The organism is Kistimonas ophiarachnellae, from assembly GCF_057552235.1.
The window spans coordinates 279,035-304,906 of sequence record NZ_BAAJPA010000002.1 but is presented as its reverse complement, the minus strand read 5'-3'; the positions used below and the strand labels follow the sequence as shown (position 1 = coordinate 304,906).

Annotated in this window: 20 protein-coding genes; 13 read left to right on the top strand and 7 right to left on the bottom strand. The window is 49.8% G+C overall.

Annotation, left to right across the window (positions count from 1 at the left end; translation table 11 throughout):
• Nucleotides 1–4 precede the first annotated feature (4 nt).
• Nucleotides 5–2,380: an efflux RND transporter permease subunit gene (locus tag AC27K1_RS03580; protein ID WP_487148358.1), complete on the top strand. Its 2,376-nt coding sequence runs from the start codon at nt 5–7 to the stop codon at nt 2,378–2,380.
• A 128-nt stretch (nt 2,381–2,508) separates the two neighbouring features.
• Nucleotides 2,509–2,721: a hypothetical protein gene (locus tag AC27K1_RS03575; protein WP_487148356.1), complete on the top strand. Its 213-nt coding sequence runs from the start codon at nt 2,509–2,511 to the stop codon at nt 2,719–2,721.
• Nucleotides 2,722–2,736: 15 nt separating this feature from the next.
• On the opposite strand, the gene AC27K1_RS03570 is transcribed toward AC27K1_RS03575, so the two are convergent.
• The gene (locus AC27K1_RS03570) at nt 2,737–3,912 is read right to left on the bottom strand and encodes a cation:proton antiporter domain-containing protein (RefSeq protein WP_487148354.1); all 1,176 of its coding nucleotides are present in this window, start codon (nt 3,910–3,912) and stop codon (nt 2,737–2,739) included.
• Nucleotides 3,913–4,121: 209 nt separating this feature from the next.
• Between AC27K1_RS03570 and minD the strand changes: the two genes are divergently transcribed.
• The 3 genes from minD (at nt 4,122) to AC27K1_RS03555 (ending at nt 7,345) form a co-directional block, all read left to right on the top strand.
• Nucleotides 4,122–4,952: a septum site-determining protein MinD gene (minD, locus tag AC27K1_RS03565; protein ID WP_487148352.1), complete on the top strand. Its 831-nt coding sequence runs from the start codon at nt 4,122–4,124 to the stop codon at nt 4,950–4,952.
• Nucleotides 4,942–5,208 (top strand): cell division topological specificity factor MinE, encoded by a 267-nt coding sequence (gene minE, locus AC27K1_RS03560; RefSeq protein WP_487148350.1) that lies wholly within the window; start codon nt 4,942–4,944, stop codon nt 5,206–5,208. The genes minD and minE overlap by 11 nt, the downstream gene beginning before the upstream one ends.
• 256 nt (nt 5,209–5,464) lie before the next feature.
• Complete coding sequence (locus tag AC27K1_RS03555) at nt 5,465–7,345, top strand: transglycosylase SLT domain-containing protein (protein WP_487148348.1); 1,881 nt, start codon at nt 5,465–5,467, stop codon at nt 7,343–7,345.
• Between the two features lie 7 nt (nt 7,346–7,352).
• On the opposite strand, the gene AC27K1_RS03550 is transcribed toward AC27K1_RS03555, so the two are convergent.
• The 4 genes from AC27K1_RS03550 to AC27K1_RS03535 form a co-directional block, all read right to left on the bottom strand.
• On the bottom strand, nt 7,353–8,333 hold the full coding sequence (locus AC27K1_RS03550) for an ABC transporter substrate-binding protein (protein ID WP_487148346.1): 981 nt from the start codon (nt 8,331–8,333) through the stop codon (nt 7,353–7,355).
• A 48-nt stretch (nt 8,334–8,381) separates the two neighbouring features.
• A complete protein-coding gene (locus AC27K1_RS03545) occupies nt 8,382–9,143 on the bottom strand; it encodes an ABC transporter permease (RefSeq protein WP_487148344.1) in 762 nt (253 codons plus the stop codon).
• Entirely contained in the window at nt 9,133–9,888 is a 756-nt protein-coding gene (locus AC27K1_RS03540; RefSeq protein WP_487148343.1) for an ABC transporter ATP-binding protein, read from the bottom strand. Before AC27K1_RS03540 ends, AC27K1_RS03545 begins: the two co-directional genes overlap by 11 nt.
• A gap of 216 nt (nt 9,889–10,104) precedes the next feature.
• Nucleotides 10,105–10,710, bottom strand: coding sequence for a hypothetical protein (locus tag AC27K1_RS03535; protein WP_487148341.1), 606 nt, complete (start codon nt 10,708–10,710; stop codon nt 10,105–10,107).
• Nucleotides 10,711–11,165: 455 nt separating this feature from the next.
• Between AC27K1_RS03535 and AC27K1_RS03530 the strand changes: the two genes are divergently transcribed.
• The 3 genes from AC27K1_RS03530 to AC27K1_RS03520 all read left to right on the top strand — a co-directional run bounded on the left by AC27K1_RS03530 (nt 11,166) and on the right by AC27K1_RS03520 (nt 16,242).
• Nucleotides 11,166–13,325, top strand: a complete 2,160-nt coding sequence (locus AC27K1_RS03530; protein ID WP_487148339.1) for a type I secretion system permease/ATPase — start codon at nt 11,166–11,168, stop codon at nt 13,323–13,325.
• A gap of 40 nt (nt 13,326–13,365) precedes the next feature.
• The gene (locus tag AC27K1_RS03525) at nt 13,366–14,790 is read left to right on the top strand and encodes an HlyD family type I secretion periplasmic adaptor subunit (protein WP_487148337.1); all 1,425 of its coding nucleotides are present in this window, start codon (nt 13,366–13,368) and stop codon (nt 14,788–14,790) included.
• Between the two features lie 126 nt (nt 14,791–14,916).
• The gene (locus AC27K1_RS03520; protein WP_487148335.1) at nt 14,917–16,242 is read left to right on the top strand and encodes a TolC family outer membrane protein; all 1,326 of its coding nucleotides are present in this window, start codon (nt 14,917–14,919) and stop codon (nt 16,240–16,242) included.
• Between the two features lie 33 nt (nt 16,243–16,275).
• Here AC27K1_RS03520 and AC27K1_RS03515 read toward each other — a convergent pair whose 3' ends face one another.
• Both AC27K1_RS03515 and AC27K1_RS03510 read right to left on the bottom strand, forming a co-directional pair.
• Nucleotides 16,276–17,355 (bottom strand): malate dehydrogenase, encoded by a 1,080-nt coding sequence (locus AC27K1_RS03515; protein WP_487148334.1) that lies wholly within the window; start codon nt 17,353–17,355, stop codon nt 16,276–16,278.
• Between the two features lie 103 nt (nt 17,356–17,458).
• The gene (locus AC27K1_RS03510) at nt 17,459–17,893 is read right to left on the bottom strand and encodes a universal stress protein (RefSeq protein WP_487148333.1); all 435 of its coding nucleotides are present in this window, start codon (nt 17,891–17,893) and stop codon (nt 17,459–17,461) included.
• Nucleotides 17,894–18,029: 136 nt separating this feature from the next.
• On the opposite strand from AC27K1_RS03510, the gene AC27K1_RS03505 reads away from it, so the two are divergent.
• The 5 genes from AC27K1_RS03505 to AC27K1_RS03485 all read left to right on the top strand — a co-directional run bounded on the left by AC27K1_RS03505 (nt 18,030) and on the right by AC27K1_RS03485 (nt 25,847).
• On the top strand, nt 18,030–18,479 hold the full coding sequence (locus AC27K1_RS03505) for a hypothetical protein (protein WP_487148332.1): 450 nt from the start codon (nt 18,030–18,032) through the stop codon (nt 18,477–18,479).
• A gap of 311 nt (nt 18,480–18,790) precedes the next feature.
• Nucleotides 18,791–20,935, top strand: a complete 2,145-nt coding sequence (gene fadB / locus AC27K1_RS03500; RefSeq protein WP_487148330.1) for a fatty acid oxidation complex subunit alpha FadB — start codon at nt 18,791–18,793, stop codon at nt 20,933–20,935.
• 79 nt (nt 20,936–21,014) lie between these two features.
• Complete coding sequence (fadA, locus tag AC27K1_RS03495; protein ID WP_487148328.1) at nt 21,015–22,190, top strand: acetyl-CoA C-acyltransferase FadA; 1,176 nt, start codon at nt 21,015–21,017, stop codon at nt 22,188–22,190.
• Between the two features lie 505 nt (nt 22,191–22,695).
• A complete protein-coding gene (topA, locus tag AC27K1_RS03490) occupies nt 22,696–25,341 on the top strand; it encodes a type I DNA topoisomerase (protein WP_487148327.1) in 2,646 nt (881 codons plus the stop codon).
• Entirely contained in the window at nt 25,338–25,847 is a 510-nt protein-coding gene (locus AC27K1_RS03485) for a DUF6586 family protein (RefSeq protein ID WP_487148325.1), read from the top strand. The genes topA and AC27K1_RS03485 overlap by 4 nt, the downstream gene beginning before the upstream one ends.
• The last annotated feature ends 25 nt before the right edge of the window (nt 25,848–25,872 follow it).

Below are 25,872 nucleotides of genomic sequence, written 5' to 3'. Positions count from 1 at the left end.
CTGAATGTCCAGTCATCACCTGAATACTGAACCTGTTCTGGAGCGCCTGTTTTTTAACAACAGGCTCTTTTTCCTGGCTTTCTTCCTGCTGACAACCGTTGTTTTCGGCTGGCAGGCGACGCAATACCGTATTGACGCCAGCTTCGAGAAAATGATTCCGCTCAAGCACCCCTTCATTCAAAACTGGATGGAGCGACGGGATGAGCTCGGCAGTGGCGGTAACTCGCTGAGAATCTCTGTCGAGGCCAGGGACGGGGACATCTTTGATGCAGGCTATATGGAGAGCCTGAAACGTCTGACCGATGATGTGTTCTATCTGCCCGGAGTCGACCGTGCGGCGTTGAAATCACTTTGGACGGCCAATGTGCGCTGGCTGGAAGTGACCGAGGACGGCTTTGAAGGCGGTCCGGTGATTCCGCAGACCTATGACGGTTCCCGTGAAAGTCTCAATGCGTTGCGGGTCAACATTCTGCGCTCGGGCCAGGTTGGCAGCCTGGTTGCCAATAATTTCCAGTCCAGCATCATTGAATTTCCACTACTGGAATTCAACCCTGAAACGGGGGAGAAGTTAGATTACAAAGTGCTGTCCCTGAAGCTTGAGGAGTTGCGCACCAAGTATTCTGTCAGGGGTGTTGATCTCCATATCATTGGATTTGCGAAGATTCTGGGTGACCTGTTCGAAGGCGTTGACGCCATCAAGATATTCTTCCTGCTGGCGATTGCGATCACGCTTGTCCTGCTCCTGGCTTATTCACGTTGCCTGAAGAGTACGCTGGTGGCGGTGTTCTGTTCCCTGGTGGCGGTGGTCTGGCAACTGGGGCTGTTAACCGCCATGGGCTTTGGCATTGACCTGTATTCCATACTGGTGCCGTTCCTGGTGTTTGCCATTGGTGTGAGCCATGGTGTGCAGATTATCAATAATATCGGTATTGAAGCTGCGCATGATGCGAGTCCGCTGGATGCTTCGCGTCGTACATTCCGTGCCCTGTATATTCCCGGTATGCTGGCGCTGGTTTCCGATGCTATCGGTTTCCTGACGTTGCTGGTGATTGAAATCAGTGTCATTCGTGACCTGGCGATCGCCGCCAGTATCGGTGTTGCGGTGATCATCCTGACAAACCTGGTGTTGTTGCCAGTGCTGATGTCTTACATTGGTGTCAGTAAGCGGGCAAGTAATCGACTGAAGGTGACGGAGAAAAAAGAGGCTGTCACCTGGCGTGTCATGTCCTATTTTGCGCATCCGGTGGTGGCGCCCCTGTCTGTAGTGCTGGCAATGGCAGGTTTTGGCGCCAGCTATTATTTCAGCCAGGATCTGAAAATCGGTGATCTTGATCCGGGTGCACCTGAGCTTCGGGCAGATTCTCGTTATAACCTCGATAACAAGTTTATTACTGAAAATTACTCCACCAGTGCGGATACTTTCATCACCATGGTGGAAACCGATGCTGAGCAGTGTTCATCCTATGAATTCATGGATGCCCTGGATCGCTACATGTGGCATATGAAAAATGTCGATGGCGTGCAGGATGCCGTGTCCATGGTGACGGTGGCCAAGCAAGTGATAAAAGGGCTGAATGAGGGGAATCCCAAGTGGCAGGCCCTGTCTCGTAATCAGTACGTACTGAATAACGCGATCAGCAACCAGACTGCCCAGCAGCTCTATAACAAGGACTGCAGTCTCGCGCCGGTGCTGATCTTCCTTGAAGACCATAAGGCGGAAACCCTTGAGCGTGTGGTACAGGCCACGGAAGCCTTTGCTGCAGAAAATAACCGGGATGGTCTGACCTTCCTGATGGCAACCGGTAATGCCGGTGTTGAAGCGGCGACCAACGAGGTGATCGCCTATGCCCAGAACCAGATGCTGGTGTTTGTGTATGGTGTGGTCAGTATTCTGTGCCTGGTAACCTTCCGTTCTTTCCGGGCGCTGATCTGTATTGTTGTGCCCTTGGCCTTGACGTCGCTGCTTTGCCAGGCGCTGATGGCGCAGCTGGGTATTGGTATCAAGGTGGCTACACTGCCGGTCATCGCGCTCGGTGTCGGCATTGGTGTGGACTACGGTATCTATATCTACACACGGCTTGAAGGGTTCCTGCGTCAGGGCATGCCACTCCAGCAGGCCTATTACATGACCCTGCGGACAACGGGTAAGGCAGTCATATTCACTGGTATTACACTGGCTATTGGTGTGGGAACCTGGATTTTCTCTCCCATCAAGTTCCAGGCGGATATGGGAATGCTACTGACCTTCATGTTTGTATGGAACATGATTGGTGCGATCTGGCTGATGCCTGCTCTGGCCCGCTTTGTATTGCGGCCTGAACTGTTGGTCAATAAAGCGCGTGAAGAAATGGAGCTTAAATCCCAGACTGCAGCGGGTTAATTGGTTCAGGTTTGATAAGGGAAAGGGTCAGCTGAATGGCTGATCCTTTTTTATTGTCGGGTATAAAAGGTAAAACCTGTAAAGTGGCATATGCTTAACATTATGCCAATGACGTGGAGGGAGCAGGGATGACAACTTACCACATTGATGATCGGGAAAGTGTTGTAGAAAACCTTAGGCAGGCGATGGCTTTGGATTCCGGTGAAGAGGTTGTAAAAGTTGCCATAGGGTTTCTGGAGGCGATGATGGAGTTTGCAGGGGATGCCAATGCTTTGATAATCAGTAATGGTCAGGAAGAAACAGAGGTTCTGCTAAAACGTGAGCCGACTGAAAGCGATTGATGAGGGTTGTCGGTTTTAATCCTGCCTGAGTGTTTTGGCCGGTGAAATCGGTGTTGGTAGTCGAAACACGACCAGGTAGGTAGAGAGTATAAATGTGATAATCGCTGCTGTTTCGATAATCATGGCGGCGTCATGTGAGAGTTTTCCTGCGGATACGGCTCCGTATGCCAGTAGTAATGAAAATTCGCTGCTTTGGCCCAGTCTTAATCCCATTTCCATGGCATTGGCCTTCGTTGCTTTGCTAATCAGCCTGAGCAGGAATTTGAATATCCAGGGTTTGCCGATCAGAATGATGGCCGCAATAATGAATATTGGCACAAGCAGGTGACCGGCTTCCAGAATATCAAATTGTGCACCAATCGAAAAAAAGAAAAGTATTAGAAAAAACTCTCTGAGCGGTTTTAATCCTTCAGCAATGAACAGGGATACCGGTGATGTTGCGATCGCTACGCCAGCAAAAAAAGCCCCTATCTCATACGACAGTCCAATCACTTTTGCCGTTTCTGCAGCAGTAAAACACCATCCCAGGGAAATCAGGAAAATATACTCGGAAATGGTGTCGAATTTCTTGAATAAAGGCAGTGCAATGAATCGGACAACCCACCAGGCGCAAATCGCAAATAATCCTGTTTTTAAGGGTAACAACCCCGTCTGCCAGGATAGGCCTGTTTCATCGCTGTAAATTAAGAGTATCGCTAAAATTGCCAGAATATCTTCGAATAAAAGAATGCTAATCATCACTTCACCAGTACGCTTGTGGTGCAATGTGGTGGTTGGTATCAGTTTCAGGCTGATCACCGTACTGGAAAATGAAAGGGCAACACCTGAGATGATAGCTTCTGTGATATCACACTGGAAGATTACGACTAAACATAAAGTGACCAGTGTAGTAGTGACCACAACAGCCAGCAGTGTCACTGCAGCCGTTTGTTGAAGGAGTTGCCATAAGTTCCTTGGGTGCAGGTGCAGGCCCAGGAGAAACATGAGCAGAATGATACCCGTATGGGATATGGCTTCGATATGACCTGGATCTGCAAACAGTTTCAGGCAGTCAGGGCCAGTGATAAGGCCAAGTGCAATATAGGCAAGAATAATGGGTTGTCGTAGCCAGACAAACAAAGTACCTAATAAAGATGCGCCACCGAAAATAATGGCCATTTCCAGGACAAAATTGCCATAGATACCGTGCACGACATCTCCTGATGACTGTTTGACTTCGTAAAAGATGGTTTCAAGGTAGTCAATGGAATACGAAGTGCCAGAGAAATGAATGTACGTTAAAGAAACAAGGCATTTTCTTGGTAGAATGGAAAGCTTTTGTTGCCAGCCAATTTAATTCTATTAATTAACCATGTATTGTTAACGGTAATAACGACAACTGTCTGTACAAGGAGATGGCAGTGAAAGGACGGTGTATAACAGTGACGTCCGGGAAAGGTGGCGTCGGAAAAACAACCACATCGGCCGCTATTAGTTCGGGCCTGGCGCTCAGAGGTTTTAAAACCTGCGTCATTGATTTTGATGTCGGATTAAGAAACCTTGATTTGGTGATGGGGTGTGAGCGGCGGGTCGTATACGACATTGTCAATGTGATGAATGACGGTATTACGTTAAATCAGGCCCTGATAAAAGATAAACACAATAGTAATCTTTATATCCTTGCTGCATCCCAGACCCGGGATAAGGATGCCCTGACGGATGAGGGCGTTGCCCGGATTATTGATGCGTTGAAAGAAACCTTTGATTACATTGTCTGTGATTCGCCTGCCGGGATCGAGCGGGGAGCGATTCATGCGCTCTATCATGCGGATGAGGCCGTGGTGGTTGTCAATCCGGAAGTTTCATCAGTACGCGATTCTGATCGAATTTTAGGATTGCTCCAGAGTCGTTCCAGGCGTGCAGTGGAGGGATTGGATCCCGTTAAGGAGCATTTGTTGATTACCCGTTATGATCCTGTGCGAGCAGCGGAAGGGCAGATGCTTTCCATTGAGGATGTCGTGGATATTTTGGCTTGCCCACTTCTCGGGGTGGTCCTTGAGAGCAGGGAGGTGCTGGAAGCCTCTAACAAGGGGGTGCCCGTTGTTCATGAGCATGAGTCGCTCGCGGCCATGGCCTATATGGATGCGGTTGACCGGCTGCTGGGAAAAGAGGTTCCGCTGCGCCATATCCGTCGAAAGAAACTTTCCTTCCTTGAGAAGGTTTTTTCGCGGGGGGTGAAAGATGCTGTTTGATAAGTGGTTCACCTTCGGAAAGCAGGAAAAAAGCGCCAGTGTCTGTAAAGAACGCTTGCAGATTGTGATTGCCCATGAGCGTCGTCAGCGGGATGAGTCGCCCGAGCTGGCGCGATTGCGTAGCGAAATCATGGAGCTGGTTCGCCGTTTTTATGATATGCCATCCAATGAAGATATTGAGGTTGTGATGGAAAAGCAGGAAGAACAGGATATTCTGGCATTGAATATTCAGATCCCGGCGCGTCCTGGTAGCTAGAACAGGGCTTGAATACCTGTTACCCGCTATATTAAGTGAGGAGTGGCGAGCTATCTGATAGCTGGTGAACGGTAGTGTTTCGGTAAGGATGATGAACCACTATCGTGTTGCTCAATGTAGAACGGAGTGTCGAGTCGTAATGACGCAGCCGTATTTACCCGTAATGGACAGTTTCAGAAGGAACGGATTCCTGACTATGAGACGGTGCATACAGCATTTCATCTTTTTATTTGTCAGTCTCATGACGGTGGGGTCAGTGAATGCTACTGATCTGGCGGAGCAGCGCAAAGCTTTCTTGAGTGCAGAAAAAAACATCAAAAAAGGGCTGCCCTGGCAAAGTAAGTGGCAGTCTATCCTCGCCGATTATCCGCTGCTCCCCTATCTGGAAATACAGGCATTGCGTCAGCGGCTTCCCAGGGCTTCCCAGGCTGATGTGGATGGCATGCGGCATAAATACCCTGATTTGCCTGCCATAAGACAGCTCGAAACAGACTGGCTCAATGTATTGATCGCCAGGAAACGTTGGTCTGACTATATCGCCAGTTATAACAGCATACAGCCTCGTGGATATCGCTATCAGTGCTATCTTGGGCAGGGATTGCTGGCTACAGGTAAGCGAAAGGAAGCACTACTTTTGGCTGAATCTCTGTGGGTGGCAGGACACTCCCAGCCGAAAGCGTGTGATCCGATTTTTACTTTCTGGCGCCGTGCAGGGCACTTGACCTCGGAGCTAGCCTTTAAACGGTTTTGGCTTGCTGTAGAAGAGGGCAATATCACATTAGCGCGTTATGTGAGTCGACAGATTACCAGGGCGCAGCACAAACAGAGTGTCGAGGTTTTTTGGAAAATAAGACAGCATCCAGCATTATTAACGAAAAACACTTTCTTAAGACGCAATCTGGTCAATCGTGAGGCACTTCTGGTTTACGGTGTTAAACGACTGGCCCGCACTGATATAGCCCAGGCTACGCGAGTGTGGTTAAGGGATCGTGAACGTTTCTATCTACGTGGAGAACGAAAACGCTCTCTGGATCAATGGCTTGCGCTGCGAATTGCCCAGCGTTTTGAGCCTGATGCAGAAACGCTGATCAACTGGATTGATCCCATGTTTGCCTATCCGGAGGTTACGGAGTGGCGGGTCAGGCTGGCTTTGGCGGAACAGGACTGGTCACAGGTATCAAACTTGATAGTGAAGTTGCCAGTTAATCTGCAATCAACACCACGCTGGCGCTATTGGAACATGATGGCGCAAAGGCATATGTCGCAACCTGGGCAGGCAAATATTGTGACACTTGCGCAGCTCGGCGTCAGTCGTAGTTTCTATGGTTTTTTGGCGGCAGAGTTAAATAATTCGGTGTTTGGCCTGGAGCAGAGTGAAATAGCACCTGATCAGGCAAGGTTGCAGGCGCTGGAGACTCGACCGGCTTTCCGGCGTATAGCAGAACTCCTGGCGCTACAACGGGACTTACAGGCGCGGCAGGAATGGTTTGCTGCGATGAAGCAGCTGGAAAAACTGGAACGTCGTCATGCGGTACGTCTGGCGCATCGCTGGCAGTGGCATAATCAGGCGATTATGACCGCTGCACGTGAATCCATGTGGGATGAGCTGGGAATACGCTTTCCTGTCCCGGATCCCATGCCGTTATTCGAGCGTAATGCTACGACCTTCAGTGTTGACCCTCTCTGGTCTCTGGCTGTTGCCCGCCAGGAAAGTGCATTTTATCCGAAGGCTCGATCGGGCGCGGGCGCCAGGGGGTTGATGCAGCTGATGCCGGCAACGGCGAAACTGACAGCCAGTAACTACGGCATTGCTTATAAGGCAACTTATGATTTGTATCGCCCCTCGGTGAACATTGCGCTCGGTACAGCTTACCTTGCGGATATGAAGAAGACATTTGACGGTAACCGGGTGTATGCGACAGCAGCTTATAATGCTGGCCCTGGCCGTGTTAAGCGGTGGATTGAACAACGGGGTGATCTTCCACTCGATATCTGGATTGAGACGATACCTTTCAAGGAAACCCGGAACTATGTTCAGAATGTTTTGTCATTCCGGGTTATTTTTGCCAGCCTGATGGGGATGCCCGTCAGGCTGTTTACAGATCATGAAATGAATTTGCTGGCTTATCACCAGTGACATGTGGCTAGTCGAGCGGTGCCAGCATGGTGTTTAGATCCGGCAGGTTTTTTATAGCCCCTACCTGTTGCAGATAGGTGGCATAGTTTTTAAAGCGCTGTCGGTCGATAGCGGCTGGCCGTAATGCAAAGCGATTGACAGTATCCTTCCAGGCCATTTTGTTCAGTGGCGTATCGAGGTTTCCCGGAGCGTACGCGGCAAAATCCTTCCACGCTTCATCGGGATGGTTGATGATATATTGGCTGCTTTTTTCTATGGCGCGAAGAAAACGGCGAATCATCTCGTTATCTGTTTTTTTGTTGTTCGCTGCGAACAGGAGTTCCGAATAGGGGGGGACGCCGAACTCCTCAACATAAAAGGCCTTTCCCTTTGCGCCTTCAAGTTTTAGCTGGTTCAACTCAAAGTTTCGATAGCCATCCAGTATGGCATCAACACGCTTACTGAGCAGTGATCCGGTCAGGGCCCATCCTACATTGATGACATTGACGTCCTTCGAGCTTAAACCGGAAGAGGCGAGCATCACGTCGAGTAGCTGTTTCTCATAACCACTGGAAAGTGAAACACCGATGTTTTTGCCTTTCAGGTCTTTCAGGGTTTTAATCGGTCCATCTTCCAGAACGATCAGGCAGTTGAGCGGGGTTTCTATCAGTGTTCCGGCCCATCGCACCGGGAGTTTATTGAGGGAAGATTTTACCAGTTGTTCGCTGTAAATGACTGCCATATCAACTTCGCCGGCTGCCAGTAGCTTGATTGGCAGGCTGGGTTCCGCTGGTTCCTGAATGGTCACGTCGAGGTTTTCCTCGGCAAAAAATCCTTTTTGTTGCGCTATGATGATTGGTCCATGGTCCGGGTTAACGAACCACTCCAGCATCAATGTGACTCTGTCTGCCTTACCTTGTTCCTGTGTCGCCGAACTCGCGTGAGCATTACCCAAAAGCAAGGATAGTAATGTCAAAAGGGCAAGGATTGGATAGTTGATTTGTTTCATGGGATCTATGCAGTGAATTAAAGTGGGTGATAGAAAAAGGAAGGACCATTATTGATAAATGCTGGCTGTCTCAGGTTGCCAGGGCACGAGTTTTTTGGTGAGTCCGTCAATCACGAAATAGAAGATAATCGTGAAAATAGCCAGTACAACCAGTGCGGCAAAGAGTTCACTGATCATCAGACGGGCATTAGCCTGTAGCATGTAATACCCAAGCCCGGCACTGGAGCCTACCCATTCGCCTACCACGGCGCCGATCGGGGCGATCACAACGGCAATTCGGAGCCCGGCGGCCAGGACTGGCATTGCGGCGGGCCAGCGGATAAGCCGGAGTGTGCTGTATGGGCTTGCCCCCATGGTTTTGGCAAGATCAAGCCACTCCTGTTGCGTATGTCGTAGTCCGTCATAACAGCACATGGTTACGGGAAAAAATAAAGCAATCGCTGCCATAGCCACTTTAGACGCCAGACCATATCCGAGCCACAGCATCAGTACAGGCGCCAGGGCAAAAGTGGGTATCGCCTGGCTGATGATGAGTACGGGAAGCAGCCACTGACCAAAACGTCTGAAGTAGAGCAGTGCGAGTGCAAATAAAATGCCTGCCGTGACACCAAGCAGTGTACCAAGCAAAATCTCGCTGGCGGTGATGACGCTGTGATAAAGAAGAATACTGCGATTCTGGTATAAGCTCAGTGCGACATCACTGGGTCTGGGTAAAATCCATGAGGGTAGGGAAAACACACTGACGAGTATGTGCCAACCCAGAATCAGTCCCAGTACAAGAACAACGCTGCGCGTTATCTTAGTCCGCATCCCGGTGCCCCTCATGCCGTAGTTTTTCAAGAATATGGCCGTGCAATGCCATCAGTTGCTCGTTGTCAAGAGAGCGTGGCGGTAATCCGTTAGGGTATATGGGATCTGTTAATTTGGCCGGACTTCCCTGAAGGTGGTAGACAGCATGTCCCAGGCGCAGGGCTTCCAGTGGGTCGTGGGTAATCATCAGGATCGTGCGGTTTAAGAGTAAGTCACTGGCAAGATCCTGAAGCTTCAGGCGTGTGACAGCATCCACGGCGGCAAACGGTTCGTCCATCAGTACAAATGGACGATCCTCCATGAGTGTTCTTGCTAATGCGACACGTTGACGCTGTCCACCAGACAGCTCCCTTGGATAGGCTGATGTATGCTGATGCAAGCCAACGGATAATAGCAGGTGATTAGCACGATCAACCTTTTCTTTTGATAGTGATTCGTTTCTTAGCCGGCAACCTAGCATGACATTGTCAATAACTGTCAGCCAGGGAAGTAGAAAATCCTGTTGAGCCATCCATGCGATGCGTTTTTGTGATGACAGGCCGTCGGAACAGGTGATAGTTCCATGGACTTCCGCTCCACTGCTAAATTCAAGACCGGCTATCAAGCGCAGCAGGCTCGACTTGCCAACACCACTGGTGCCTAGAAGGCACGTCCATTGGTTAGCAGACAGCGTTAAGCACAAGTTTTCAAAAACAGGTTTACTGTTATAGCGCAATGACGCATTTTTAATATGGAGGTCTGGCATAGTATCTTGGATGCAAACAGGCTGTAGCCATACCGCAGGGGGTAGGTCAACGGGTTAGGTTATCTTGCACAGGATGTCACGCAGTATGACGACCAGACCAACCCGTGCAATACACGGTGTTAGATGGGCTGGCAATCGATTGTTCGTAGTATGAGCCCCATTTGCTTGGCGCAGCAGTCAGTGGGGCTTATTGTCCGGCTTCGAGATGATCAGATGTCAGGCAGGTTCAGCTTCTGCAACCGGTTGCTGAGCTTTGCTGGATGTTGATGTCTGTGTGTTCTCAAGCTGTTCTTTCAGCTCGTCACGCTCTTTGTTGCTTGATTCCAGTTCCGCGGTAAGCTCGTCAATTCGACGCTTGCGTTCGCGGCTCTCTTTACTGATTTGATCAACCAGTTTCTTCTGCTTTTTCAGTTCCTGGCTGGCATCATTGAATTTCTTCTTGAGTTTTTCCGGCTCCAATGCTTTAAGTGTTTTCTGCTCACGCTTCAGCTTGTTGGTTTCCGTCTCAAATGTAGCCAGTTTTTTCTCTGCGGTTTCAAGTTTGCGCCGCAGGCTGGCAGCATCTTTTTCGTTGGTGCTGGCTGACGTCTGGGCTGTTTCAAGCCCATCTTTCATGCTGCGGTTATCATCAAATAACTCGCTATTTCTGCTCTTGAGTTTTTCATTTTCAGTTTCAAGGGTCTGAACGCGGCTTTTCAGCTGATTGAGTTCATCCCGAATGCTCTTCTCGTTGGACTCGTAAATTTTCCTGATTTTCTCATCGACGCTCAGATAGTACTCGAGTCGGTTTGCTAGCTCAGCGCGAAACAGCTGCTCACTCATGGATATGATGGCTTCCTTAGAGAATGGTCTTTAACGGAAAGGGTTCAGGTCTTTGAAACAGCAAGAAGTGTAATCCTTTGACTGTTGCATCTCAACGTAGCTATAAGATGGCTATTGTAGACGATCTGTCGGTGATTTCCCAACATATTCCCCGTATATTCGCAATTCGTAGTGTCCTGTGGGTCATTGTGTAATTTATCCATGGTTATGCATGTATACATATACAGTTGTGGGTTAGGGTTGCGGTTGACTGATGCTAAGTACAGGCATTCATGCCAAATATCAGGCATTTTTTCAGTCTGCATGTCATTGCTTGTGCCATGCTGACGGCTATTTGCTGTTTTCATAGACAAACTTAATGAAAGTTCGTTTCTCGATAATAAACTTGTTTACTCTGATTGGTATAAGGAAAGAAGTCGTAGTGAAACAGTTGTTAGGATGCTGCAGGTTATTCCATGGATGCGTCATCATCGCCACAACAATCAGAGCGCGAAGGAAACCGGTATACAGACCCGCTGCTGCTCTGCCTGGTCAAGATTTGCCGTTTGGCCGACAGGGCCGATAGTGTTGAGTCAATCACTGCCGGGTTGCCGTTATCGGATGAGCCTTTTACCGTTGACCTGTTTAACCGGGCAGCCGAACAGGCGGGCTTTGTAACAAGTCAGATTCGTAAAAAGCTGGTGGATATACCCCGTTTGGCATGCCCGGCGGTGCTGGTGCTGCGTAATGGTCAGGCTTGTGTGCTGATGGATATTGACCATCAGGAACAAAAAGTCAGTGTCGTTATCCCGTCGCTGACAGATGATATCCAGGATATTGATTTTGAGCAGTTTTCCGAAGAATACCTGGGAGTCATGCTGCTGCTTAAGCAGCAGCATCATTTTGATGATCGCTCTCCTTCGGTATTGGATGATAACGGCAAGCACTGGTTCTGGAGTGCTCTGACGGTTTCATTACCGCTCTATAAGAGTGTTCTGCTGACCTCGATCATGATTAATTTTCTGGCGATTGTCAGCCCGATCTTTGTCATGAATGTCTATGACCGGGTTGTACCCAATAACGCATTTGAGACGCTCTGGGTACTGGTTACCGGTGTGTTGATCGCCTTCGGTTTTGATTTCCTGGTCAAATGGTTGCGCTTTTATGCGCTGGATAAGGCGGGCAAGAAGGCTGACATTATTTTGTCGTCCCGAATCATGAGCCAGGTTTTGGGGCTGGAAATGACGTCACGGCCCAACTCTGTTGGTTCATTTGCCAGAAGTATGCAGGATTTTGAAAGCGTTCGGGACTTTATCGCATCGTCAACCATAGCCAGTTTGATCGATATACCCTGTGCAATCATTATTTTGACCGTCATCGGCATTATCGGGGGATGGCTGGTGGTGATACCCATTGTTGCGATGATCCTGATTGTTGCCTATTGCCTGTTGATTCAACCGGCATTACGCAATTCCATTGAAAAAACCTACCGCTCATCATCGGCCAAGAATGCAACCTTGATTGAAAGTCTCATAGGGCTGGAAACCATTCAGCTATATGGTGCGGAATCCAAAATTCAGCATGAGTGGGAAAAACACATAGGGTTTCTTGCGAAGTGGGGCGTCAAGAGCAAGATGCTGAGCCATTCAACGTCCATGGTCGCAGGGTTTATCCAGCAATGCAGTACGGTGGTATTGATCGCAGCGGGCGTTTACATGATTGCTGATCACTCTCTTTCAATGGGAGCATTGATTGCCTGTAATATGCTGGCGGGCAGGAGCATGGCGCCAATGTCCCAGCTGGTCAGTCTTTTGACTCGTTTTTATCAGTCAAAAACGGCGTTGGCCGGGCTGGACAATATCATGAACATGCCCAGGCGGCGCAGCCCGGACAGGCATTATGTCAATCTTGATAACGTTTCCGGCGATCTGGAATTGGAACAGGTTACCTTTGCCTACCCTGACCAGAAGCTCAATACTCTGGAAGACATTACGTTGTCCATCAAGGCTGGCGAGAAGGTTGGCATTATCGGTCGTATTGGCTCTGGAAAATCGACCCTTGGAAAAATGCTGCTTGGACTCTACCCACCCACCAGTGGTTTGATTCGTCTCGATGGTCTGGATGCCACGCTCATTGATCCGGTGACCTTGCGCAAGGTGATAGGTTGTGTCCCACAGGATATCAACCTTTTCTATGGCACAGTTCGCGAAAATATCACGCTGGGCGCAGGAGCGGCTGATGATGAAGCCGTCGTTCGGGCAGCTAAAATGGCGGGTGTAACGGATTTCACCAATATTCATCCCGAAGGCATGGACATGCCCGTAACGGAGCGGGGTGCGAATCTTTCGGGTGGACAACGCCAGGCTATCGCAGTTGCCAGAGCATTTATGCATGATCCGTCCATTATGGTGTTGGATGAACCCACAAGTTCCATGGATCACAAGTCAGAGCAGTTGATCAAGGATCAACTGCAGCAATATTGCAGTAATAAGACATTAGTGCTTGTGACACACCGGATGTCACTGCTTGATCTCGTGGATCGTCTGATCGTTATTGATCGGGGGCGTATTGTTGCCGATGGTTCAAAGAGTCAGGTCATGGAAGCGTTAAAACACGGGAAAATTGTTATCAGTTAGCTTGATGATTATGAGAGAACAATTGCAGAAGTTGATTCAGATGATAGCGCCTGTCGCGTACCGCCTGAAGGGAGTGGGCCTCAGGCTGGTGAGTCTGGCTGTTGATTTCATCAAGCTGCTGGTGAGTAATCCCCGTGTGATAAAAAACTTCTTCACCCGTTCGGAAGAAAGCGAATTCAAATCGGAATCTATTGAGGTTTCTTTGCAGGATTCGTCTTATGTCACGGTATTCGTCAGTATCACCGGCACAGTGCTTATTGTAACGGCATTGGTCTGGGCTTCTTATGCTGAACTGGATGAAATCACCCGGGGAGCAGGTACGGTGATTCCTTCGTCTCGCTTACAGATTGTTGAAAATCTGGAAGGGGGGATTATCAAAAAAATCTATGTGAAAGATGGGGATCAGGTTCGGTCAGGTCAGCCGTTATTGCAGTTGGATGACGTCCATTTTTCCGCCAAGTTTAGAGAGAATGAGCTCGAATATTTCAGTGAGTTTGCGAAAGTTGTGCGACTTGATGCAGAAGTCAATGGTGAACCACTTAGCTTCCCTGATGAACTGAGTGGTTATCTGGAATACATTCACCGCGAACGTGATTTTTACGATAGCCGCATACGAACCCTGGATCAGGGGTTGATGATAGCCGAGCAGGAAGTTGAGAAAATATTTCAGGAGCTTGAGTCGGTACGCGCAAAGCATACTCATCTGGAAAAAAGCTATGCATTAATGGAAAAGGAGTATGACCTCACCAGACCCATGGCAGAAGAGGGGGTGGTTTCCAAAGTTCAATTATTGAGACTGGAGCAGAAGGTCAGTGAAATTGAGAGTCAGCTCGCTGATGCCAGGCACTCAATTCCCAAGCTCGAGGCGGCCTGGAGCCAGGCGCAGGGAAAACGGGAGGAGTTGAGCCTTCAGTTTCGTGAAAAAGCCATTGATGAACTGAAAACAGCGGAGCTGAAGCTGGCTCAGTTAACGGTGAACCGAAATTCGCTGAAGGATCGTGTAGCCAGAACCATTGTGCGCTCTCCAGTCGATGGTGTAGTGAAAAAGATTCATATCAATACGATTGGTGGTGTTGTTGATCCCGGCATGGAGCTGGTTGATATCATTCCGGTGGATGACTCTCTGCTGGTTGAAGTGAAGGTGCCTGCAAAAGACATCGCCTTTATGCGGCAGGAACTGAAAGCCATGGTCAGGTTTACCGCGTATGACTTTACGGTGTATGGCGGCTTAACGGGAGAAGTCGTACATGTCAGTCCGGATGCGCTGGAAGAAGAGGACGGCAGTTATTACTACCTGGCGCAGGTCAGAACGGAGAAGTCCTATTTTGGAACCCGTGAAAAGCAGTTGCCTATCATTCCTGGCATGCAGGCTGAAGTTGATATTATGACGGGTAAGAAAACCGTTCTGGAATATTTAATGAAGCCTATTTTAAGAGCCAGAAAAGTAGCGTTGACGGAAAGATAGAAAACAATGCTTTTTGACTGGTTTGTTTGATGCGTTTTTATTTTTAGTCGTACTGTTTTGGTTTTTAAGGTGTGTTTGAGTTGTATGAGTCGTTAAGGGTAAGCGTTCTGCACTTCAGGGAATTGTATGATTAACAGACGCTTAATAATTGGATGTGCTCTATTCTGGCTGTTGCCAGTTTGGACAGTAACTTCCAGTGCTACAACACTGGAGGAAGCGGTTGTTATTACCCTGAAAGAACACCCTGATATTCTTGCTGCAAAAAGCCGTACAAAAACAGAAAGTCTGAAAGCTGATCAAAGTGAGGCAGGTCTTTATCCGACCATGGATTTAAATGCTGCTATAGGTGTTCAGAGAAAGGACAGTCCCAGTACCCGCAGTAATGGCAATGATAAAGAAAATATTGAAAGAAATGAGTCTTCTCTGGTTATCCGGCAAAATGTATTTAAGGGGTTTGAAACGCTACGTCGTATGGAGCAGTATGATCATGGCTCCAGAGCCCGAGTGTATGAATCGCTCAATACACAGGGTTCCATTGCGCTGAAAGTGGCTGAAGTTTATATCGGTGTACTGGAAAAAAAGAAGCAGCTTGAACTGGCTGAAACAAACCGCGATCTGCATGAAAAAACCAAAAAACAGATAACCAGTTTATTTAATCAGGGCCTGGCGAGTGAGTCGGATCTGGCACAGATAAGCGGTCGAACCTCTCAGGCCAGGGCATTTGTTGTCAGCGCAAAAAGTGAACTGGATCGAGCACTCAGTAGTTATATCTCTGTAGTTAATCGTAAAGCCAGTCATTTAGTGATGCCTAAACAGGTTTCGCTGGGTTTCAAGGCCCTGGATCAAGCCATGAACCAGTTAGATGCGCATCCCTTGATGAAGGCCTCGCAAGAACAGGTTAACAGCGCTGATGCGGCCTATCAGGCCAGTCAAAGTGTCTATTATCCTAGCGTGAATGTTGAGTTTACCCATCAGCGAACCCGTGATGCGGATGGGGTGACAGGCCATGATGAAAGCAATGTGGCAAAGCTGAGCATGTCATATAACTTGTATCGTGGAGGTGCTGATAAGGCATTGGTGGGGCAAGCGGCCTCGCAGGCGCAACTGATACGTGCAGAGCGGCAGAAAACACACCGTCGGTTAGTGCTTGAACTTAAGCAGGCATGGTATGTGTACGAGTCACTGGTACAGCAAAAGCCTTTTCTGCAGGAACATGTCGATAACAGCATCAAGACATTAAATGCCTATACCAAGCAATTCGATTTAGGACAGCGGACCCTGGTGGATGTTTTGAATACCGCGACGGAACTGTATCAGGCCAGAAAAACATTCGTCCGGCATGAGTTTGATATTATGTTATCCAAATTCCGTTTGCTGAATGCGGCAGGAAAACTCATGGATACTTTCAAAACCTTAGCAAGGCAAGCAGAAAAAACGAAGAAAGATTCATAATGGCTCGCAGAAATGCGAGCCATATCCAAGCTTTTATATGCGATCGTTAATTTTTCGGGGGCCCAGATAGTGTTCTGGTGTTTTTTTATTTGGGGCCTTATCGGTATGATTGGACAAACGTTGCCAATAGTTATCGGGTATCAGATGCTTAATGGCATTTCTTTCTTCCAGTAATTCTTCTTCTGTGATTTTAAAATAATCCCTTGAAAGATCGTTTAGTGCCAAACCGTTGATAATCTGATACCTGCCATAGTTGCATCGTACGGGGAATGAAAAAAATATCCCTTGTTCGACATCATAGCTGCCATCACTCATGACACTCATACTGATATAGTCGTTTTGTCGTGTGCCGTGCACCCAGTCATGCATATGGTCGATAATGGCCTGCGCCGCTGATGAAGTACTGGAATGCCCGCACACCTGAATGATTTCAGCCCCTCGTTTCTGAATGCGGGGAATGTAGGTGTTGCGATACCATTCGGTATCAATCTGAGGCATGACTGGGTTTCCATGCATCATGGCGTGGTGGAGGTCGGGGTACATGGTGGGCGAATGATTGCCCCAGACGATGACTTTACGAATGTCCTGCGGGTTACAGGATTTTTTGCTGGCCAGAATGCCAACAGCGCGGTTGTGATCCAGACGTGTAAGAGCACTGAATTGTGTCGGGCTGAGGTCAGGTGCATTACTGCAGGCGATTAGTGCATTGGTATTAGCCGGATTGCCGACCACCACCACCCTGACATCCGGGTTGGCGTAACGATTGATCGCTTTACCCTGTACAGAAAATATCTCGGCGTTTGCCGTCAGCAGGTCGCTACGTTCCATACCCTGCGCACGGGGTTTGGCACCGATCAGGATCGCGTAATGGGCACCGGAAAAGCCACTGTCAGGGTTGTCATGCAGACTGATCGAATGCATCAACGGATAGGCGCAGTCTTCCAGCTCCATGGCGATACCCCTCAGGGCATCAATGGCCTGGGGGACTTCGATCAATTGGAGATAAACTGGCTGGTCGCTACCAAACATGTCGCCGGCGGCGATCCTGAAGAGCAGGGCTCGGCTGATGCTTCCCGCTGCGCCGGTAACGGCAACACGTACAGGTTTCTTCATAGGGGGATTAACCTTCATTGAAGTGAAACGGGCAGGAGGAAGTGTAGTCAAGAGAACAGGGTAGTCAGTGGATGGCTACCCTGTTTTAACGTGATAACAGGAGTTACTTGCCGACACGAACGGCCAGGACGTCACAAGTGGCGCCGTGGAGAATGCTGGTTGAAGTGGATCCCAGGATTAGGGCCAGACCGTGTCTTCCATGGCTACCCACCACGATCAGATCAATATCATGCTCTTCGGCAATGCGGTGCACTTCCCGTTCGGGGCGACCGTACACTACATGCTGATCACCTTTTTCAATGTTAATTTTGTCGGCCAGTTTGTTAATGCGCTCACGGGCTTGTTGGGTGATCTCATCCTGCAGGGTCGTCAGGTCAAGGGGGATATCGCTGCCGTAGGCAACACTGAGGGGTTCCACGACATGGACCAGAGTCAGCCGGGCCTCATTGGCTTCGGCGATGGCCTGGGCCTTGTTCAGCACTTCATCAGCTTCCTCGGTCAGGTCGACAGCTACCAGAACGTGCTTGTACAGGCTCATTGTATGTTCCTTTTCCGGTTCGTAAAGAGGCTGTTCCTGATGTCTATCCGCCCGATTTTGCCGGCAGGCCTTGCCCGAAACCGAGACATGCAGGCAGACTTACATCAACATACTAAAACAAAATGCTGAGAAGTGTATGATCTGGCTCATAGTTTTACTGATTTTGGCGGTGATTGCAGGGAATTTGATGTGGCTGATGCCATCAAAACGAGAGCGTCAGCAGATGGCGTTTCGTCAGGCGGCCTTCACAAAAAAAATGAACGTCAGTGAGTGCAAGGATTTGGAGAAACTCCCGGGCGCCTGTGATCCGGAGATCCACTGGATGGAGTACGTCCTGCCAACCGAACGCTCTTTGAATATTCATGTGCCTATTGTTCTTCAGCGTCAGACAAATCATGCCTGGGTATTACCGGATGCCCTTAATCAGCAGTCTATTACTGGATTGCTGAGAGAACTCCCATCCGGTGTTGTCCAGATTACCATCCGGCAAATGAGCGTGGTGGCTTTGTGGGATGAGCGGGGCGATAAAAACACCGTTGATCAGCTTCACGCTGTTTTGACCACACTTCGAGATGCCTGTCTCTGAATCTTTGAACGTTAATAACAATGATGCAGTAGCCAGTGAATAGAACTGCTATTTTGCAGGGCATTCTGTTCGGTTGTTATTTCTGGGAATGTCGGTAAATACCTAAAACACCCTTGACATTACGTAGCTTTTCCGTGAAGGTTTCACACCGGATTCAAACGGTCGTATGAATCGCATGCGATCGGTTGTCAGAACACGAACAGGTAGCCAGGGAATGGCAGTGAAAAAATCCTTCAATGCCCGGTGCGGACCTCGGCTGCAGTGGGTTGTTGTACAGGCCTAGAGTGTCGCACAAACGTGGAGAAACGTTCATGATTTACGAAGGCCAGGCCATCACCGTCACGTTGCTGGATGATGGCATTGCTCAGTTGAATTTTGACCTGCAAGGGGAGTCCGTCAACAAGTTCAACCAGACCACCCTGAAAGAACTGCATGAAGCCACTGATGCCATCAGGGCCAGCAGTGATGTCAAGGGTGTGGTTGTCACCAGTTCCAAGGACGTCTTTATCGTCGGCGCCGATATCACTGAATTTACCAATACTTTTGCCCTGCCTGAAGAAGAGCTGATGGGCTGGGTGCTGAAAGCAAATGCCGTATTCAGCAACTTTGAAGACCTGCCTGTGCCGACAGTTACTGCCATCAATGGCATGGCCCTGGGTGGTGGATTTGAAATGTGTCTGTCGTCTGACTACCGGGTGATGTCCACCAAAGCCAAGGTGGGTTTGCCGGAAGTTAAGCTGGGTCTGTTCCCGGGCTTCGGGGGAACAGTTCGTCTGTCCCGTGTTGTCGGTGCGGACAATGCCATCGAGTGGATTTGCATGGGCAACGAAAACCGTGCGGATGCGGCGCTGAAAGTCGGTGCAGTAGACGCGGTGGTTGAGCCTGAGCAACTGCTGGAAGCCGCGACTGATCTGGTTAAGCGCGCAGGTGCCGGTGAGCTGGATTATATGGCCAAGCGTCAGGAAAAACTGGATGCGGTCAAACTGCCCCCCATGGAGCAGATGATGGCGTTTAACTCTGCCATCGGTTTTGTCGCCGGTAAGGCTGGCCCTAACTATCCGGCGCCGGTAGAAGCCATCAAGGTCATGCAGAAGCATGCTGGCAAGAAACGTGATCAAGCCATTGAAATTGAAGCAAAAGGCTTCGTTAAAATGGCCAAGACTTCCGTTGCCAGTAACCTGATCGGTTTGTTCCTTAATGATCAGGCGTTGAAGAAAACTGCCAAGGCTTACGAGAAAAAAGCTAAGCCCGTTAAGCAGGCAGCTGTTCTTGGTGCCGGTATCATGGGCGGTGGTATTGCTTACCAGTCTGCCTACAAGGGCACGCCGATTATCATGAAAGATATCAATCAGGCCGGTATTGATCTGGGCCTGAATGAGGCGAAGAAGCTGCTGACTAAGCGGGTTGAACGTAAGAAGATGGATGCGGCGAAGATGGGTGATACCCTCAATCGCATTGTTCCTACTCTGTCTTACGGTGACTTCAAGGAAGTTGACGTTATTGTCGAAGCCGTTGTTGAAAATGTTAAGGTCAAGCATGCCGTTCTTGCTGAGGCTGAAAAGCAAATTCGTGATGATGCAATCCTGACGTCTAACACTTCAACTATCTCCATCAATACGCTGTCAGAAGCGCTGGATCGTCCAGAAAACTTCTGTGGCATGCACTTCTTCAACCCCGTGCACATGATGCCGCTGGTGGAAGTTATTCGTGGTGAAAAGACCAGTGAAGAAACCATTGCCACTGTGGTCAGCTATGCCAAGGCCATGGGTAAGACGCCGGTTGTTGTGAATGACTGCCCGGGCTTCCTGGTAAACCGAGTCCTCTTCCCTTATTTCGGCGGTTTTGCCGGATTGCTGCGTGACGGTGCCGACTTCCAACAAGTCGATAAAGTCATGGAGCGCTTTGGCTGGCCGATGGGCCCTGCCTACCTGATGGATGTCGTCGGTATTGATACCGGTGTGCATGCTGAGGGCGTCATGGCAGACGGATTCCCTGACCGCATGAAGCGTGACTTCAAGAGCGCGGTTGATGTGATGTTCGAAAACAACCGTCTGGGTCAGAAGAATAATCTTGGTTTCTACAAGTACGAAACCGATAAGCGTGGGAAGCCGAAGAAAGTCGTTGATGAAAGCACCTATGAGCTGATTGCGCCGGTATGTGCTGATCGTCGTGACTTTGAAGCCGATGAAATTATCGCGCGTATGATGATCCCGATGTGTCTGGAAGTGGTTCGCTGCCTGGAAGACGGCATTGTCCAGACCGCGGCGGATGCTGATATGGGCCTCATCTTCGGCATTGGCTTCCCGCCATTCCGCGGTGGTGCGCTGCGTTATATCGATGAAATGGGCGTTGCTGAGTTTGTTGCCCTGGCTGACAAGTATGCGGACCTCGGACCGCTGTACCAGGCAACAGAAGGACTCCGGAAAATGGCCGCTGAAGGGAAAACCTTCTTTTAAGGTTGTTCAGGATATTCCGTAACAGATAACGCCTGGCCCGGCCTGTACCGGGCCTGATAAGAATTCAGGAGCAAACGACATGAGTCTGAATCCGAGAGATGCGGTGATCGTCGATGCGGTCCGCACACCGATGGGTAAGTCCAGAGATGGACAGTTTCGTAATGTTCGGGCAGAAAAGCTGTCTGCCGAGTTGGTTGAGGCCCTCAAGGCACGTAACCCGAACTGGAACACCCGCGAAACAGAAGATGTGATCTGGGGTTGTGTGAACCAGACCAAAGAGCAGGGCATGAATATCGCCCGTAATATCGCGATGCTGGCCGATCTGCCCCGTGAAGTGGCAGCACAGACCGTTAACCGTCTGTGTGGCTCTTCCATGCAGGCGCTGCATACTGCGGCCATGGGCATCGCTACCGGTAACGGCGATGTGTTTGTGGTCGGCGGTGTAGAGCACATGGGCCACGTAAAAATGGACCATGGTATCGACCTGAACCCGGAAGGTTCCAAGCATTACGCGAAAGCCTCCAACATGATGGGCCTGACGGCTGAGATGCTGGGTCGTATGCACGGTATTAACCGTCAGCAGCAGGATGAATTCGCGCTGCGCTCCCACAAGAAAGCCTGGGAAGCTACCGTAGAAGGTCGCTGGAAGAATGAAGTCGTAGCCATCGAAGGTCATGATGCCAACGGTTTTAAGGTGAAGTGCGAGATCGATGAGGTTATCCGTCAGGACGCCACTCTGGATGCATTGAGTAGCCTTAAGCCGGTCTTTGACCCGAAAGGCGGTACTGTGACTGCAGGGTCTTCTTCAGCGCTGTCTGACGGCGCTGCAGCGCTGCTGGTAATGTCTGCGGAGCGCGCACAGGCGGCAGGATTGAATATCCGCGCCAAGATTCGTTCCATGGCTGTGGCGGGCTGTGAAGCGGCAATTATGGGCTATGGTCCTGTGCCGGCTACCAAGAAAGCACTGAAGCGCGCTGGTTTGTCTATTGAGGATATTGATTATTTTGAACTGAATGAGGCGTTTGCGGCGCAGGCATTGCCCGTTGCCAAAGATCTCAAACTGCTCGATAAGATTGATGATCGTGTCAACCTCAATGGTGGTGCGATTGCATTGGGCCATCCTCTGGGCTGTTCCGGTGCGCGGATCACTGGCACCCTCCTGAACGTGCTTGAGTGGAAAGACGGCACCCTGGGACTCGCGACCATGTGTATCGGCCTGGGGCAAGGCATTGCCACGGTGATCGAGCGCGTATAAGGCGTTGTCCAAAAGTGTGAAATAAATCAGACCCCGGTAACCTTTTGCCGGGGTCTGTTGTTTTTACCCTGACAAATAGAGTAGAGTTTTCCGCCGAAAAAGATCGCTGTCCGTGGGGACGATCGATTGTCTCATTGTTCTGGAAAACGCTATCCATTCAGCTGTCTGACATTCCATCTGGCATGACAGCAAGTGACGGGGGATGGTTGTGTTGTCAGTGTTTCAATCCGTACTGTTATTGGCGTATCTCGCATTGATTCACTAGATTCGGTTTTAACAGTGTTTGCATTCGTGCGGTGAAGAAGGTATCCCTTAATTGATTTGGCGGGGTAGCTTTCCGGGCTGGTTTGTTGGTAAAAAAGATAAAACGCTTTTGAATCAGTCACCTGGCTCGCTTTCTTGACCCGGCGTATGTTAAACCTTATATATTGACGCGATCTGCATAGCTCCCCTGTCCCGATCTGAACCGTGAGGCAGGAACCCGCAACAGGATGTGAAAAACAGTATGGGTAAATCACTGGTCATTGTGGAGTCGCCCGCCAAGGCGAAAACCATCAACAAGTACCTGGGAAAAGACTTTATCGTCAAATCCAGTGTCGGCCATATCAGGGATCTTCCGGTCAGCGGCAGTGGTTCTCGCACGCCTGTTGATCCGAAAGCGCGGGCGAAGGCAGCGGCTGAAACCCGCAAGATGACACCTGAGCAGAAAGAAAAGCATAAGAAGCAGAAAGCGCGTGAGCAGCTGATCGGCCGTATGGGCATTGATCCTGAAAACGGTTGGGATGCACACTACGAAGTGCTGCCGGGCAAAGAGAAAGTGGTCGATGAACTGCGTCGTTTAGCCCAGGCCGCTGAAACCGTTTATCTCGCAACGGATTTGGATCGCGAGGGAGAGGCCATTGCCTGGCACTTGCAGGAAACCATCGGTCCTGACGTAGCCGACTATCGCCGTGTCACGTTCAATGAAATCACCAAGAGTGCCATTAACGAGGCTTTCCAGAGCCCCGGTCGTCTGAACATTGATCGCGTCAATGCGCAACAGGCACGGCGTTTTCTTGATCGTGTCGTGGGTTACATGGTTTCACCATTACTTTGGGCCAAAATAGCTCGAGGCCTTTCTGCTGGGCGTGTTCAATCAGTTGCCGTCCGCTTGATTGTCGAGCGCGAACGCGAAATCAGAAAGTTCGTACCTGAAGAGTTCTGGGAAGTGTATGCGGATCTTGCTACGGGCAGTGGTGACGCGGCACGATTCCAGATCACCAAAGAAAACGGTGAAAATTTCCGACCCGTCAGCAAAGCGCAGACTGATGCCGCGCTCGCGTTATTGAAGTCTGCGGGTTATACGGTACGTTCGCGGGACGACAAGCCGACGACTACTAAAGCGCCGGCGCCTTTTATCACGTCGACTCTTCAGCAGGCCGCCAGTACGCGGCTGGGATTCAGTGTCAAGAAGACCATGACCTTGGCTCAGCGTCTCTATGAGGCGGGACATATTACGTATATGCGAACCGACTCTACCAATTTGAGTGCTGAGGCAGTGGCATCTGCGCGTGATTATATTAATGGCCGTTTTGGACAGGATTATCTGCCCGATCAGCCCAATATCTATTCCAGTAAGGATGGCGCACAGGAAGCTCACGAAGCCATTCGTCCTTCTGATGTTGATGCCTCGCCGGGTACCTTGTCCGGACTGGAGAAAGATGCCGAACGTTTGTATGACTTAATCTGGCGGCAGTTTGTTGCCTGTCAGATGGTGCCTGCACGGTATTTGAGCACCAGTATCACCGTTGAGGCAGGACAGTTTGAACTGAAAACCAAGGGGCGTACGCTGAAATTTGATGGCTTCACCCGGGTTCTTCCGCCACTGTCCAAGAAAGGTGAAGACGTAATTTTGCCGGATATCCAGCCTCAGCAGAGTCTGAACCTTAATAAGCTGGATCCTCGTCAGCTGTTTACTCGTCCTCCTGCACGTTTTTCTGAAGCAGCGCTGGTCAGGGAGTTAGAGAAGCGAGGTATTGGCCGTCCGTCGACCTATGCGTCGATTATTTCCACGATTCAGGATCGTGGTTACGTATCGCTGAAGAATCGACGGTTTTATGCAGAAAAAATTGGCGATATCGTCACAGACCGCCTGGTAGAAAACTTCCATGATCTTCTGGACTACAGCTTTACTGCGAAGATGGAAGAGAGTCTGGATGAAGTGGCGGAATCCCAGAAAGAATGGAAGCAGCTGCTTGATGCCTTCTACGCAGAATTCAAGCAGAAGCTGGAGCAGGCTGAGCAAACCGATGGTGGTATGCGTGCTAACGAGCCTGTACTGACAGCGATTGAATGTCCGGCCTGCGGTCGTCATATGCAGATCCGTACAGCAAGTACAGGTGTATTCCTCGGATGTTCTGGTTACACCCTGCCGCCGAAAGAACGCTGCAAGACTACGATCAACCTGGTGCCAGGTGAAGAAGCTATCAATGCGGATGACGAGAACGCAGAAGTGAATGCGCTCCGTGCCAAGCATCGATGTGGCAAGTGTGGTACAGCGATGGACAGCTACCTGATTGATGAACAGCGCAAGTTGCATATCTGTGGTAATAATCCGGATTGTGACGGTTATGAAATTGAAAAGGGACAGTTCAAGATCAAGGGTTATGAAGGCCCAACGCTGGAATGTGACAAGTGCGGCTCTGAAATGCAGCTGAAGAGCGGCCGGTTTGGTAAATATTTTGGTTGTACCAACAGTGAGTGCAGCAATACCCGTAAACTGCTGAAAAATGGCCAGCCAGCGCCGCCGAAAATGGATCCTGTGCCCATGCCGGAGCTGCGGTGTATTAAGGTTGATGATACCTACATTCTGCGTGATGGCGCGTCAGGTCTCTTCTTGGCGGCGAGCCAGTTTCCGAAAAATCGGGAAACCCGTGCGCCACTTGTGAGTGAGTTAATTCCTCACCGGAAAGAAATCGATAGCAAGTATCATTTTCTTCTGGATGCACCTGCTACTGATCCTGATGGTAATCCCAGTATTATCCGGTTTAGTCGTAAAACCGGTCAGCAGTACGTCATGACTGAAGTGGATGGCAAGTCAACAGGCTGGCAGGCGTTTTACGAAGATGGCCGCTGGCAGGAAAAACAGACCAAGAAGAAAAAACAGGCATGAAGCAGTCCGTGCGGGTCAGAACCAATCAGAAATTGCATATGGCCCGTCTCAATCTCGATCACTGGGAGGCCCTTCTGGCCAGTAAAGCCTTGCCTGTTGAAGGTGAGGCTTGCCGGGAAAGCTTTCTGTTTCATGCTGTTGGCGCTTATCGCTCGCTTTTAGCAGAAATGCTGGAAGCGGCTGATATTGATGTCAGCACTGAAACGGCTGAACAGGCGGCTCTGGTTGTTGAGAAATATGGCAAAACGGTCGCGGAGTTGTCTGCGCTGCTACAGCTTGAAGAAACGCCGGAAAGCTGGTTGTCAGCATTGCTGAAGAAATGGGATGACTGCTGGCTGCCTTCCGCAGCAGGTGTTGTTGAAGCTGCACCTGTTGAGTGTATTCCACTCAAGGAAGTCGGCAGTCATACGGTTAAATTTTCTGATGTACCTGAAAGCTACCGAATAATTTATGAATCATTGAAAGCAATGATTGCCTGGGTTCGGTCGCAAATGGTTGAATGGTGATGGCAAGCGGCAGTATCCTTTGCTG